We start from the raw sequence: 13,284 nt of genomic DNA, 5'->3' as shown, positions 1-13,284 counted from the left end.
ACATACATCACATTTGGGTTTTCTTCCAGCAAGAGTCACTCACATAGACTGCTGCCTATGACGATCTGCGTTTTACCGCATGACAGCAGGCGACTCGGCAGATAAAAAGCACACGTTTTGTCCTTTAAGCCTTTCCGTCGGCCAGATTTTTCTTTAACTCCACCTTTGCTTGTGCAAGACTTGAAATTGCACGGTCATGACCGCGCATAAGATATCCTTGCCATGTCCGGTGTTAAGAGGGGAGACATTGCCGTTATGTCAGCTTTGAGCTTCGTGGCCCTCGAATTGCAGACCACGCACCTAGACCCCGCCTCGGTCTCGCAGGCGGCCTACGTGAAGCTCGTCAACGGTAACATCACCCGCGTGGCGTCCTGGAAGATCATCCCGCCAACCGCCACCTCTGCACAAGCATCGGATCCAAAAGCCAAAACCTGGGCAGACGCACTATCGCAGCTCAACATGATGGTCGGTCAATTGCCAATCGTCAGCTACTACCGCGATGCAGACAAAGAAGTGTTCCAGGCAGCTAGTCGTGTCATTGGTGAAACGGCACCAAATCTCCATTGGCTTGATTGTCGCGAACTGGCACGAACATTCTTACCAGAACTCCCAGAATTTCAGCTTTCTACCGTCTTAAAAGCACTCGATCTTTTTGGTGAATATGGTGATAGTGACACCGTTGAACAGACGACCCAGATTGTCATCGAACTCGCACGACGTGAGGGTGTAACAACTGTTGAAGAGCTCTGGGGCGATCTCTATGAACAACCAGACCAATTGCTTGGGCTCCACACCGGCTTCGAAGGCATCGGTTTCATGGACCAGCCCGATGAACCCCAGGAGAGCCCGGCTGACACGCCACAGGAGCCAACAGAGCCTGCTGCCGATGAGCTCGACGGAGATAATGACCAAGCCGGCGACATCGATATTCAAGCGCCTCTGGAAGACGACATCCCGGTCGACGCTGAACCAGAAGAAACACTCGAGGAGCCAACAGCCGAGCCAGCCGAGCCAGACGCGGCTGACCGCGCTGAAGAGCTCACTGGGGTAGAAGAGGCCCCTGGTCCTCTAGATGAGGAAGTTAACGGGCCAGAAGAACGCGGCGAGGAGATGGAACAGGGTGAGTCAGCAGCAATTCACGAACCAATTGCGGCAGAAACACCCACCGAGGCAGATGATGCCTCAGCGCAGGCGCCCGTTCTCGCATCCGCCGACGAGCTCTTAGCTGGTGAGGACAACGACCCTCCCGAGCTGGAAGAACCCGTCGAGGAGACACCAGAGGAACCGATCGATCGTCCAAAGTTCTTGGATTCCGATAGCGAAGTGTTGCCGGTGGCCACTGCCACGGCAACTGAAGTTGCTGACGAGCCCGAAACAGAACTGACCAATGACGACGGTGCGGACGAACCTGTTGCTCCACCGGAGCCGCTTAACGCACCGCTCGTGGAGACTTCGGACACCACGCCGATGGCAGAAGCAGTAGAGATCCCTCAGCGTTCAGCCAAAGATTACCGTACCAAACGTTCGTCCAAAGCGCTTCGAACTTTTGGCTTCCTGGGAATTTTCGCATTCGGAGTGCTCGCTCTGGTGGGGCTCGTGCTCACGGTGATGGCAGGGCTGCTCTTCTTTACCGATAACGCCCTGATGCTTGAAGCAAAAATCGCCGGAGTCATTTTGACGGGTGCGGTGACGTTGCTGAGCGTATTGATGACCACGATCAGTTATCAAAGCTTTCGTAACAACTAATTCTGCGATCATCCCTCGGGCCTCCCAGCACCTGTGATGCTGGCCTTAGACGGATGCATTAAGGTTGCACAAAACGGTGTCTTTGCTGGGAACAAGCTGGATTTTCAGCTACTTTTTGCTCGAAAAACGCGTATTCCCGCGAAATTCCGTAAAAATCGCCCTTAAAAGCGCCACAAACTGCGCCATTGGTGGTAGCTTTTCCCAGAGAAGCTCGGCGAACGTCGGGTTTAAAACAACCAAACGTCCAGGAGGACATATGGCTATGAACCGCAGTGAACTTGTTGCAGCAGTCGCTGAGAAATCAGGCAACTCTGCTACCGCAGTGAATGGTGTGCTGGACGCCGTATTCGAGGTTTTCTCCTCGCAGGTTTCCAAAGGCGAAAAAATCACCATCCCAGGCTGGTTCTCAGTAGAACGCACCAACCGTGCAGCACGTACCGGTCGTAACCCACGTACCGGTGAAGCAATCGAAATCCCAGCTGGTCACGGTGTGAAACTTTCCGCTGGTTCTAAACTGAAAGCTGCCGCCACTGGCGAGAATAAATAAGCTTAGTTCTCCGTAGAACAGCGACGCCCCGGTATCGACCGGGGCGTTTCGCAATTAAGAAACATGCCAGTTCTACACAGGGTAGAATGTCTCTGGGTGTGATCACCTAAAGTAACGTTTGGCGCGTATGTAGCGCTTCCCACCAGGAGAGTGTATGTCGGATATTGCTGTGCCGAACAGCCGTGTATCCGGTGTTGCTCGGTTGGCACGTGGCTGGGTCGTTGCTGTCCTGGCGGTGCTCTTTGCAGCCGGCGGACACCAGGCCGCACATTCGATGATGCACGGGTCTGTGGATGCCATCCCCGTAGAGCTCCTGGTTTTTTCTGTTGCCATCACTGCGCCCATCGCTGTCGCTTTGGCGGGTAAACGGATCTCGACTTGGTCAACGATGTCAGCGACCGTCATCGGCCAGTTCGTATTCCACGGCCTATATTCATTGCCGTATACCGGTGTGCCGACCGTCCAGGACCCGCACGGTCATCATCACGGACATCTCCCCGGTCTCGAAGAGCACACCGCGCATGCCGTGCACTCTCATGGTGGAGCAGCTATACATTCCTCCGCAGCAGCAGACATAGCGATGCTGCTGGCACACATTGCTGCCGCAGTGCTGACCACAGGTGCCACCGTCTTTGGAGAGCGTTGTCTTGTGGCCATCGTCGGTTGGTTACTCCTGGTACCGCCGCGTCTCGTGCTTGCCACACAGCCAGTCAGCATGCCGCGCCCCAAGACGATTCAACCCGTCTCTCGGACGTGGATCCCCTCTCCGATAGATCCCTCCCAAACATGTTCGACACGTGGTCCGCCGGTATGTGCATAGACGTGGACTCCCCGCGGGAACTGGCCCTCCCGCAATCGTTGTAATGACCCAAGCCTGAACTTGGGGAGGAAGAATGCAAAAAACCGTAAGCACACAGATCGGCGTGATCTTCGCCGCCCTTTTCACCGCACTTGGACTGCTCCTCGCGCCACAAGTTGCCAACGCCCACGACGTTCTTACAGACTCAACGCCGGAAATCGACTCGACCGTAGAAACGACACCCGAAGAGATCCGGTTACAATTCTCTGGTCAACCGCTCAGCGGTGAAGGTCTGACGAATCTGATTCGCGTCACGGATGCACAAGGCAATCAGTGGCAGGACGGTGAAGCGGTTGTGGAGGGCTATGATCTTGCCATCCCAGTATGTGAAGGGTTGCCTCAGGGCGATTACACCGTGGCCTACCGAGTCGTGTACTCAGATGGCCATACCGCTGAAGAAAGCTTCAGCTTCACTAATGCTGATCCAAGTGCGCCAGAAGAAGGCACCCCAGCAGACTGTGGTGAAGCAGCCTCGGGTGCTTCGGAAGAAGCGACCAATTCCGACAATGATTCCCAAGCCACGTCAAACGCAGATGAACCAGCCGATGAAAATACCATCGAGTCGATTCCTGCGTGGGTCTGGACTGTCGGCGGCCTTGGCGTAGTCGTAGTAGTGGGAATCGTGTTTTTCCTGCTGCGCGGCAGCCGCACCGACCAACATTCCGATGGCTCGGCAGGCGACGAGAACTTGTAGGAAAATATCATGAAGAAACTTGTCCCATTATTTGCAACGACGGCCGTGGCTGGGCTCGTGCTCGCCGGATGCGGCTCAGAGGATCAAGCCGATGCGACTGGTGAACAGAGCGCAAACGGCGAGATCTTCACCGTGGAAGATCCATGGATCAAGGCAACGGAAGAAAGCCTCGACGAATCCAGCGACCACACCATGACGGGAGCCTTCGCACACCTGACGAACGTGTCCGGCGAGGAACAAACCATCATTGGTGCCGAAGCCGAGATTGCCGACGTGGTAGAACTGCACGAGGTCGTGGATAACGGTGGCGTGAACCTGATGCAGGAAAAAGAAGGTGGCTTCCCAGTAGCCGCGGATGAGACATACGAACTCAATCCCGGAGAAGACCACGTCATGCTCATGGAGCTCGCTGAAGAAATCAATCCGGGAGATCCCATCGAGATCACCCTGGAACTCGAAAACGGTGAAACGCAGTCCATCGAATTCATTGCCAAAGAGTACGTAGGTGCTCAAGAGAATTACGGCGATATAGAAGATGATGGGCATGAGGGCCACGGTGCAGAAGATGCTGAACATGATCATTGAGGAGAGGAACACGAAACCCAGTGACCAATAACAAAAAATCTGCCAAGCAGCGTCTTTCGAAAGATGTTTCACGGCGGGGTGTGTTGTTGGGCGCCGGGGGTGTCATCGGCGGTGGCTTGGTCGGTGCAGCAGGAGGATATTCCGTTGCATCGACCGGGGCACCAGCCGCTCCCGGTGAACTGCAGCAAACTGTGAGCGTTAGCCCCGGAGTGGCGAACACCAAAGTGTCTGTTTCTCAGCCCTATGGCACAGATACGGTATCGTTTTATGGTGCTCGCCAAGCTGGCATCGATTCGCCGATACAGGCACACGGCATCTTCATTGGACTCAATCTCCATGACGATTCCGACGCTGATCGAATCGCTGCAATGATGCGGTTACTGACCGACGACGCTGCTCGACTTACACAGGGCAGAGGTGCTTTAGCAGACCTTGATGAAGAGTTGGCTGCAGCGCCTGCACGATTAACCGTTACCTTCGGCTTCGGTTCTGAGGTGTTTGAGCGAACGAATTCGAGCTTGAAGCCGTCTTGGCTCAAGCCCTTGCCTGAGTACGGCATCGATCAGCTTGACCCGGCCTTTACCGGCGGAGATGTAATCATCCAAGTCCAGGGTGACGACGCAATGTCGGTGGCTCATGCCCGGCGCATGCTGCTCAAGGATGCTCGAGCGTTCGCCTCGGTCGCGTGGATCCAAAACGGGTTTACGCACGCACGCGCGTCGCATCCGGAAGGGACCACCGTGCGCAACCTGTTCGGTCAGGTGGACGGGTCGACCAACTCGGCACAAGACTCGATCGAGACGGAACGTATCGTCTGGGGTGTCGGCGAGGGCGACGGGAACGGTACCAAGGATCTGCAACCGTGGATCGAAAATGGTACCTCAATGGTGATTCGACGCATCGCGATGAACGTTGATGAGTGGGATGAATTGGATCGTCCTGCGCAGGAGGATGTCATTGGACGAAAACTTGGTTCTGGTGCACCATTAACGGGTCAGAATGAGCATGATGAACCAGATTTTGAGGCCATCGGTCCTGCCGGTTTTCCAGTGATCTCCGATATTTCACATATCCGCCGTGCACGAACGAGTGACTCGGACGAGGCCATGATTCGGCGCAGTTACAACTATGATGAAGAACCGTCGAGTTCGGGCAACGAACTCTATGGTCAAACTGGGATCTCTGAAACCGGACTGATCTTCGTTGCGTTCCAATGCGACGTTGACCAGCAATACATCCCGGTACAAGATCGGCTCGCCGAATCTGACCACCTCAACCTGTGGACCATACCCGTTGGTTCCGCAGTATTTGCTATCCCTCCTGGTTGCCAAGAGGGTGGCTTTATCGGCGAAGAACTCTTCGCCTGATTGTTCAAGGAGCACCGTTGACGAAAACCGATAAACAAACCACACCTGCACCGAATTGGCTTTGGCCCGTCTCGGTGATCACCGGCGTGGTGGTTTTGATCGTCATCGGTATCCAATCGGGCGTCACCGGGGTCCAAGAACTCTCGGATCCCGGTGCACTGACCCGTTGGGCCCTGCCCGCGACGAAATCCATTCACAACATGGCCTGGGCGTTGACCTTCGGTGCGCTCATGTTTGCAGCGATTATATTGCCGCGTTGGACAAAAATGCCACGTCGCGGGAAACAAGCCGCCGACGACGCTGAAGAACACCCGGCGTACACTCGTAGCGTTAAAATCGCCAGCGTTTCAGCCGTCATCTGGACCCTTAGCGCGCTGGCTCAAATAGTTTTCACCTATTCTGATATAGCCGGTATGCCCGTCAACGTATCTGATGGTTTCTCGGACGGCCTGCTCGACTACGTGCTGGCCATCGCGGTTGGTCGCGCCTGGTTCTGGATGACCATCATTGCCGCCGTCGTGACGAGCCTAATTTTTGCTTTCCGTTCCACGACCGGCATGGCATGGGGTGCAGGACTCACCCTTGTCGGGGTGATTCCGTTAGCGCTGGTGTCTCATGACTCAGGCGGTGATGATCACTTCGCCGCAGTGAACTCCATTGGATTACACCTCCTAGGTGTGCTGTTGTGGATTGGCGGGCTGGTGCTGTTGGCTATGCTTGCCCCGACACTCACCGGCACGGCACAGCTGAAATCGAAGGCACAACAGAACAATACGCAACCATTGGTCTATACGGTCTTGAGCCGCTACTCTGCCGTCGCGGGTATTGCCATCGTCCTGGTGGCCGCATCAGGTATCGCCAACGCTGCCATTCGCATTGAAAGTCTCGATGACCTGTTGGTCCCGTATGGTCAATTGATCGTGCTGAAATCGGTGTTGACCATCGTGTTGGGGCTCATCGGTTTGGCACACCGAGCCCGTGTTATTCCAAGGTTGAAGACTGGTACAACCCAACCACCACAAAATGCTCGGAAAATACTGTGGCGGCTGATTGCCGTCGAAGTAGTGGTTATGGCGGCCGTCATGGTCACCGCCGTGCTGCTGGCCAATTCGGACCCACCGGTACCAGAAGAAATCCCGCCCGACGCCAGCCCGGCACGGATTACCACCCAATACGAGCTGCCACCCGAACTTACCGCTATCCGGTGGATCACCGAATGGCGATTCAACTGGCTCTGGATAGCGATCGTCATCTTTTTGGCGATCTGGTATCTGCGTGCCATCAAAAAACTGGCCGACCGCGGCGATAAATGGCCGATCAACAGGACGATCTTCTTCTTCATTGGCCTGGTCATTTTGTTGTGGGACACCTCGAGTGCACCAGCCATGTATGGGCTGGTACTCTTCTCGGCCCACATGGCCAATCACATGATTCTGACCATGTTGATACCCATCTTCTTGGTGCTGGGTGCCCCCATCACGTTGGCCATGCGCAGTATGCCGTCTCGCAAGGACGGGACGAAGGGCCCACGGGAATACATGTTGATCCTGTTGCAGTCCAAGTTCGCCAAGGTGGTCACAAACCCGATTTTCGCCGCTGTCAACTTCGCAGGCTCCCTGGTGATCTTCTACTTCACACCAGTCTTCGAGTTTGCGTTGAGCTATCACATCGGGCACGAGTGGATGAATACCCACTTCTTGCTGACCGGGTTCATCTTCGCTTCCGTGATGATCGGCATCGACCCGCTGCCCAATAGGCCAGCCTATCCATTGCGCCTGATCATACTGATCGCCACCATGGTCTTCCACGCGTTCATCGCTATTTCGCTGACCGGCGGAGAGTCCTTATTGCTTGCCGACTGGTTTTCATCCATCGGTAGAGACTGGGGTCCGTCGGCTCTAGAAGACCAACAACTTGGTGGTTTGATTATGTGGGGGACCGGTGAGTTCCCAACCGTGGGCATGGCCCTGATCGTACTGTACCGGTGGCGCCAAGACGACATGCAACGTACCAAACGTCGCGATGAACGCGTCGATCGGCTCGGCGATACAGACCTAGACGAACTCAACGACTACTTCGCACGCATGGCCGCCACCGAACAGGAGCCCGCTTCGCATGATCAAAACGGCTAGACTCACCACAACACTCGCCGTCGTCACGGTAGCTGTCCTGGGGCTCAGTGCCTGCGCGAACGACGATGAACCAGCAGCCAACGGGCAGAACAATCAGCTGGAACAGCTCATGGCCACCGACGCGAGCGGCGACCAGCGCGCCGCCGGTGGGGCGACCTCAATGGCAATGGAACTAGGTTTTGACCAAGTCCAGTCGGCCTCGGATGACGAGCTTGCCAGTGTTCGTGACAATGCCGAAGAGCGCGCTGGGACCGCAGACGATATGACGGTGGATCCACAATCCTGCGCAGCCCCGATTGCCGAACTGGATTGGTCGCCCATTCTCGCGAGCTCAGAGTCGATGACTCGCGTCGATTTTGGCACCTCGAACTTCATGGGTGCCGGCAGCATTGAAGTCGCCGGCATCACCGAAGAAACTGGCGGATCGGCACAAGCCGCAGACGAAGTGGCAGCCCACCAGCAGGCAGTCGAGGAAATCACAACCAACTGCAACGACATCACCATGATGTTGGCAGACGATTCTGAGCCGGACTGGGCAGAACTGGAATACACGTTCACCGCCGAGTCCGTCGAGACCGAAGCTGGTTCGGGCCTGCTATGGCAGCGCTATCCAACCGAAGATCCCGATAGCGGTCAGTCAACCACTGCCCTGACGCTGATGACCGAACACGAAGGCTACGTGCTCATGGTGGCCTTCATCGGCGGGGAAGAAATCGCGGACGAAGAATTCACCGACATTACCGAAGCGATCCTTTCATCGGCTACCGCGCAACTGGACTAAGGACGGGCTAAGCCGCCCGTTAGGATGAAAGCATGACCAAACCGTCTCCTACGCTACGACTCATCCAGCTCTCAGACCTACACCTCGTGGAAGAAGGCAAACTCCTACGCAAGGTGATGGACACTCCCACTCGCATGCGCGAAGCTCTGGACCAAATGCTCACGTTTGATCCGGCGGCCATTATTGTGTCGGGAGATATCGGACAGCGCAACCACTATGTGCACGATGACGCTGCCGCATACTTTGGTCACTTTCAAGATCAACTCGGTATTCCGTTCATTGCGGTGGGCGGCAATCATGATCCCATCGGTGGTGTCGGTACCGCATATAATCCGGCCAAAATCGCGCAGGGGCCCGAACTGTGCGACACCGTCCATGACGTCCAAGGACTCCGCATTATCGGCGTGGATTCCCACGGAGTAGGCCGCAACTACGGGCATCTGACGCATGAACAACGCCAATGGGTTGGTGACATGCTCGTTGAACCCGCCGAACACGGCACCCTGTTGATCAGCCATCATCCGCCCATCCCCGCGACCACGGTGTCGCAACGTGGATCGGGCCTCCAAGAAGCCGATAAGCTCTACGACGTGATCAAAGACAGCGACGTGCGGGCTATTTTATCCGGGCACTATCATCACCAAATTGCGGGTTCACTCGGGCATATTCCTGTGTGGGTGTCCGGGGCTGCCTCGTATAACTTCAACCTGTTCTCGGAGGCTGAGACATTGCAGGGGATGAACGACGGCTGGGCCACCATCGTCGATGTCTACCCCGAGACCGTAACCTTCTCCTCGGTCATCTTTACGGCCCGTGAAGAGGTGTTCACCAAACCCGTTGGCTAGTACCGTGGTCCCATCATTTCGTCAGCTCTACCAGCTCCTCGATGACGCCATTGATCCCGGCACATGGTGGCCAGCTGACTCGGATTTTGAAATTGGGATCGGCGCGATACTGACCCAAAATACCGCCTGGGTCAACGTGGCACAGGCGATCGCTGCGCTGCATGCCCACAACGTGTTGAATCCGGCAGCAATTGCCGATATCGACCCGGCGGAGCTCAAAATCCTGATTCGACCAGCGGGGTTTATGAATGCCAAAGCCACCTACGTGAAAAACTACGCCGCCTGGTTTATGGCTCATCACCAAGCGGCCGAAACTTTCTCGACACACCAGCTTCGTTCCAGCCTGCTGGCGGTCAAAGGTATCGGGCCGGAAACAGCCGATGACATGCTGCTCTACATCTACGATCGGCCGATGTTCATTTGGGACACCTACGCGCACCGGATGCTCACCGCGGCGGGATATGATCCGCCCACAGGATATGAAGCCATGCGACGTCGGCTGACCGCCACTATGCAGGAAGCGGACTTTACCTCGGCAGAACAACAGCGGTTCCACGGGCTCATTGTTGAGGCAGGCAAGCACGCAACCGCAGTCGGCGGCTGGGAACATTACTGGCAGCGGCTGCGGAAGTAAGCACACTCGGTCGATGATTCTCATCGCTGACTCATGGACGGCTCATGTTCCTCTCATCTGGATCAACAACGATGGGAAATATCACCCCAGACAAAGGAATGCAGCATGACCAGTCGACCACGTGCAACCCAGCGAGCCCGGCGTGCCATCGTGGTGGGATCGGGACCAAATGGTTTGACCGCGGCCGCGTTGCTTGCGCGTGATGGTTGGCAAGTCGACGTGTATGAACGCAACGCGCAGCCCGGAGGAGCGGCAGCATCCGCGCCCACGCTCGGTTCGGGCACGATCGTCGACCTGGGAGCAGCCGGACACCCATTTGGTGTGGCCAGCCCCGTGTTTCGAGATCTGGACCTGAGCGCTCATGGAATGGAATGGGTGCATAGTGAAGTGCCGATGGCCCACCCGCTGCCACATGGTGAAGCTGCCGTCTTGCACAGCGACCTCGAAACGACGGCCGAGGGTCTGGGACAAGACGCCAACCGTTGGCGTCGTATGCACCAGTACATGACACGCCACATCGATGAGCACCTGGAAAATATTCTGGCACCCATGCTCCGGTTCCCACCGCACCCGCTGCGGCTCGCCCAATTCGGACCACCGGCCCTGACACCAGCCTCCTGGCTGTCCAAGACACTCTTCGGTACGGAAGCGGCGCGGGCACTGTTTCTAGGGTCAGCTGCACATGCGATCGTGCCCTTATCGCAACCCTTCACGAGCGCATTCGGTCTGCTCTTTGGCGCCTTGGGCATGACCAGGGGTTGGCCTGCCGTACGAGGCGGGACCGGCCAAATCGTCCAAGCACTGCTGTCGGTGTTGCACTCATACGGTGGAGGACTCCACCTGAATCATGAAGTCACCGACGTGGCCGAACTGCCGCGTGCCGATGCGGTCATCTTGAACCTCACCCCGGCACAAGTGCTGCGGGTGACACCACAGGCGTCTGCGACCGATCGTATGCTGACGCCCTCGACACGTCGCCGGTTCGGCAAGTGGCGCTACGGTACTGCCGCCTACAAAGTAGATTTCCTCCTGGACGGTCCTATCCCGTGGACGAATCCGGCCGTCGCCACCGCTGGCACCGTGCATGTTGCCGGTAGCAGCAGAGAACTCGTGCAGGCCTCGGCCGATGTAGCCAGCGGAACAATGCCGCGCTACCCATTTGTGATGGTGTGCCAACAACAGGCAGCCGATCCGACACGGGCCACCGGAGAGGCTGACGGCAAGACCGTGGTGTGGGCCTACGCGCACGTACCGCACAGATATCAAGAGTGTGCACCGGGCGAGATCGCACAGTTGATCATGCACCAAATCGAACGCTTCGCTCCGGGTTTTCAAGCGCGAATCCGAAAGCAGGTCCACACTCCACCGACTGCATTAGAACACTGGAACCCCAATCTGATCGGAGGAGATATCGCCGGTGGTGCCATGACCGGTACACAAACTCTGCTTCGTCCAGGAATGACCTTGGACCCCTATCGACTCTCGGCCGCCGCAGGCACCGCCTCTGACAGACCACGGTTATACCTCGCATCATCCTCGACGCCACCCGGTGCAGGAGTGCACGGCATGCCAGGGGCATGGGCGGCGCAGGCGGTGAGTCGTGATTTTGCTGATTGACAGTCACAACAGAAGGTAAGCACCATGTCCGCTCCGCTCTCACATCTCAAGTCTCTTCTTCCCAAACGTGTCCCGCCCGTCACGGCAGGCGATCTTTGGGCTGTTGCCGGCTATGCTGCGTTTGCCGGTGTCCTGTTCTCACCGCTGCGTCACTACGTTGGTAGCCCCAAGCAGGTGAAACGCACCAAATTTGCCCAGGACTCGTTTCCGATATCTACCTATCCGATGTTCTCAGTCGATCGCAAAGGTCGAGTGACGGTGCCACACGTTGTGGGGATCACCGCCGATGAGCAGCGTGTTCCGCTGCATTACCGCCACTACGGCACCGGTGGACTCAATCAAGTGCGAAAACAGATTGCCCGCGGGGTGCGACGTGGCGATGCCGCAGACATTGCGCAACGCTATGCAGATTCTCTCGCGGCAACAGCGCGCCGTCGGGAAGCCAATATCGTGCGAGTGCTTGTCGTGCGCAGCAGGTTTCAGTTTGACCAGTACTTTTCTCACGACGCGCACGTCAAATTACCTGATCACGAAACAGTCCGCGCCCAGTGCCAGGTGGGCGGAACAGCTGAACTGCTCCAGGAGAAACCATCATGAAATCCCTCAACATTTTGCACCGCGTCGTTGACACCTTGAGGCCTGCTGCTCCGCCGAGCCGGCCGGCCGTGCTGCGGTTGGGAACCGGCGCGTTTACGGTATGGAACAACCTGCGACGCCGTGCCATGTTCCACAAACTGAATGCACAACACGAGACGGCGTTTGACCCGGTTGGCCCGGTGCGAGTTTTGCGTCGCCCGCTGCCGCCTCGAGTGGCGAATGCACTCTTCGACGCCGCTCAGGTGACCAACATGTTGACGACCTTGGGGGTCGCTCATCGCGTCACCGGGCCGGTCAATGCAGTCTTGCAGTTATGGACATTAAGTTACAGAAATTCGTGGGGCATGATTTTTCATCACGACAACATGGCATTGCTGCACCAGATGGTACTCGGTGTCACTCGTAGTGCGGATGCACTGTCCGTGGATGCCCTGGTACGTGAGAACACGCTGTGGCCGCGGCGTGTGGATCGGGCATACGGTGGTATTGCCTCGGCAATGAATGTCGCGACGTGTTCGGTGTATTTCATCTCCGGGGTCGCAAAAGTTCGGAGCCCACAAGGATGGAAGTGGGCGAGCGGCAACACGCTACGTGACCAAATTGCCGCCGATGCGATACGCAAAGAAGTCTTCGGCACCAAGGCCCCCGATAAGGCCCACGACTTATACAACGCCAGAGGGTTCTTCACGCTGGCCGGCGTCGGCGCACTGGCCATCGAACTCGGTTCGCCACTTTCTATGGTCCACAGACGCTGTGGGCAAGTCTTTTCGATCGCGGCATGGGGCATGCATATTGGTATCCGCTACATCATGGGCATCAAATTCCCATACAACACCTCCGGAGTCTCATATTTGCCGTATTTCCCGGTACGGTAAGGATT

General features: G+C 56.8%; 13 protein-coding genes. All 13 read left to right on the top strand.

Annotated features, from left to right (window positions below; all coding sequences use genetic code 11):
* Positions 1-255 precede the first annotated feature (255 nt).
* Complete coding sequence (locus ACYVJT_RS02835; RefSeq protein ID WP_343958276.1) at positions 256-1,746, top strand: 3'-5' exonuclease; 1,491 nt, start codon at positions 256-258, stop codon at positions 1,744-1,746.
* 256 nt (positions 1,747-2,002) lie between these two features.
* Positions 2,003-2,293, top strand: a complete 291-nt coding sequence (locus tag ACYVJT_RS02830; protein ID WP_343958274.1) for an HU family DNA-binding protein — start codon at positions 2,003-2,005, stop codon at positions 2,291-2,293.
* Positions 2,294-2,447: 154 nt separating this feature from the next.
* Positions 2,448-3,113, top strand: a complete 666-nt coding sequence (locus ACYVJT_RS02825) for a hypothetical protein (protein ID WP_343958272.1) — start codon at positions 2,448-2,450, stop codon at positions 3,111-3,113.
* A 73-nt stretch (positions 3,114-3,186) separates the two neighbouring features.
* A complete protein-coding gene (locus ACYVJT_RS02820) occupies positions 3,187-3,846 on the top strand; it encodes a copper resistance CopC family protein (protein ID WP_343958270.1) in 660 nt (219 codons plus the stop codon).
* Positions 3,847-3,855: 9 nt separating this feature from the next.
* Complete coding sequence (locus ACYVJT_RS02815) at positions 3,856-4,431, top strand: copper chaperone PCu(A)C (protein WP_343958268.1); 576 nt, start codon at positions 3,856-3,858, stop codon at positions 4,429-4,431.
* Positions 4,432-4,451: 20 nt separating this feature from the next.
* Positions 4,452-5,798 (top strand): Dyp-type peroxidase, encoded by a 1,347-nt coding sequence (locus tag ACYVJT_RS02810; RefSeq protein WP_343958266.1) that lies wholly within the window; start codon positions 4,452-4,454, stop codon positions 5,796-5,798.
* Between the two features lie 17 nt (positions 5,799-5,815).
* Positions 5,816-7,930, top strand: coding sequence for a bifunctional copper resistance protein CopD/cytochrome c oxidase assembly protein (locus tag ACYVJT_RS02805; RefSeq protein WP_343958264.1), 2,115 nt, complete (start codon positions 5,816-5,818; stop codon positions 7,928-7,930).
* Positions 7,914-8,711 carry a hypothetical protein gene (locus ACYVJT_RS02800; RefSeq protein ID WP_343958262.1) on the top strand — a complete coding sequence of 266 codons (798 nt, stop codon included), beginning with the start codon at positions 7,914-7,916 and terminating at the stop codon, positions 8,709-8,711. The genes ACYVJT_RS02805 and ACYVJT_RS02800 overlap by 17 nt, the downstream gene beginning before the upstream one ends.
* A gap of 32 nt (positions 8,712-8,743) precedes the next feature.
* Positions 8,744-9,556, top strand: coding sequence for a metallophosphoesterase family protein (locus ACYVJT_RS02795; protein WP_343958260.1), 813 nt, complete (start codon positions 8,744-8,746; stop codon positions 9,554-9,556).
* 4 nt (positions 9,557-9,560) lie between these two features.
* Positions 9,561-10,190, top strand: coding sequence for an endonuclease III domain-containing protein (locus tag ACYVJT_RS02790; RefSeq protein ID WP_343958258.1), 630 nt, complete (start codon positions 9,561-9,563; stop codon positions 10,188-10,190).
* 105 nt (positions 10,191-10,295) lie between these two features.
* Positions 10,296-11,807: a phytoene desaturase family protein gene (locus tag ACYVJT_RS02785; protein ID WP_343958256.1), complete on the top strand. Its 1,512-nt coding sequence runs from the start codon at positions 10,296-10,298 to the stop codon at positions 11,805-11,807.
* A 24-nt stretch (positions 11,808-11,831) separates the two neighbouring features.
* Entirely contained in the window at positions 11,832-12,404 is a 573-nt protein-coding gene (locus ACYVJT_RS02780; RefSeq protein WP_343958254.1) for a hypothetical protein, read from the top strand.
* A complete protein-coding gene (locus tag ACYVJT_RS02775) occupies positions 12,401-13,279 on the top strand; it encodes an HTTM domain-containing protein (protein WP_343958252.1) in 879 nt (292 codons plus the stop codon). The genes ACYVJT_RS02780 and ACYVJT_RS02775 overlap by 4 nt, the downstream gene beginning before the upstream one ends.
* Positions 13,280-13,284 lie beyond the last annotated feature (5 nt).

It is taken from the genome of Yaniella soli (assembly GCF_054782375.1).
The sequence above is the reverse complement of the archived record's forward strand: the minus strand, read 5'-3'. Positions and strand labels throughout refer to the sequence as shown.

Excerpts from the sequence above, each read along its gene's own strand:
- ACYVJT_RS02835 (WP_343958276.1), top strand. The coding sequence starts at position 256 with ATGTCAGCTTTGAGCTTCGTGGCCCTCGAATTGCAGACCACGCACCTA.
- ACYVJT_RS02830 (WP_343958274.1), top strand. The coding sequence starts at position 2,003 with ATGGCTATGAACCGCAGTGAACTTGTTGCAGCAGTCGCTGAGAAATCA.
- ACYVJT_RS02825 (WP_343958272.1), top strand. The coding sequence starts at position 2,448 with ATGTCGGATATTGCTGTGCCGAACAGCCGTGTATCCGGTGTTGCTCGG.
- ACYVJT_RS02820 (WP_343958270.1), top strand. The coding sequence starts at position 3,187 with ATGCAAAAAACCGTAAGCACACAGATCGGCGTGATCTTCGCCGCCCTT.
- ACYVJT_RS02815 (WP_343958268.1), top strand. The coding sequence starts at position 3,856 with ATGAAGAAACTTGTCCCATTATTTGCAACGACGGCCGTGGCTGGGCTC.
- ACYVJT_RS02800 (WP_343958262.1), top strand. The coding sequence starts at position 7,914 with ATGATCAAAACGGCTAGACTCACCACAACACTCGCCGTCGTCACGGTA.
- ACYVJT_RS02795 (WP_343958260.1), top strand. The coding sequence starts at position 8,744 with ATGACCAAACCGTCTCCTACGCTACGACTCATCCAGCTCTCAGACCTA.
- ACYVJT_RS02785 (WP_343958256.1), top strand. The coding sequence starts at position 10,296 with ATGACCAGTCGACCACGTGCAACCCAGCGAGCCCGGCGTGCCATCGTG.
- ACYVJT_RS02780 (WP_343958254.1), top strand. The coding sequence starts at position 11,832 with ATGTCCGCTCCGCTCTCACATCTCAAGTCTCTTCTTCCCAAACGTGTC.
- ACYVJT_RS02775 (WP_343958252.1), top strand. The coding sequence starts at position 12,401 with ATGAAATCCCTCAACATTTTGCACCGCGTCGTTGACACCTTGAGGCCT.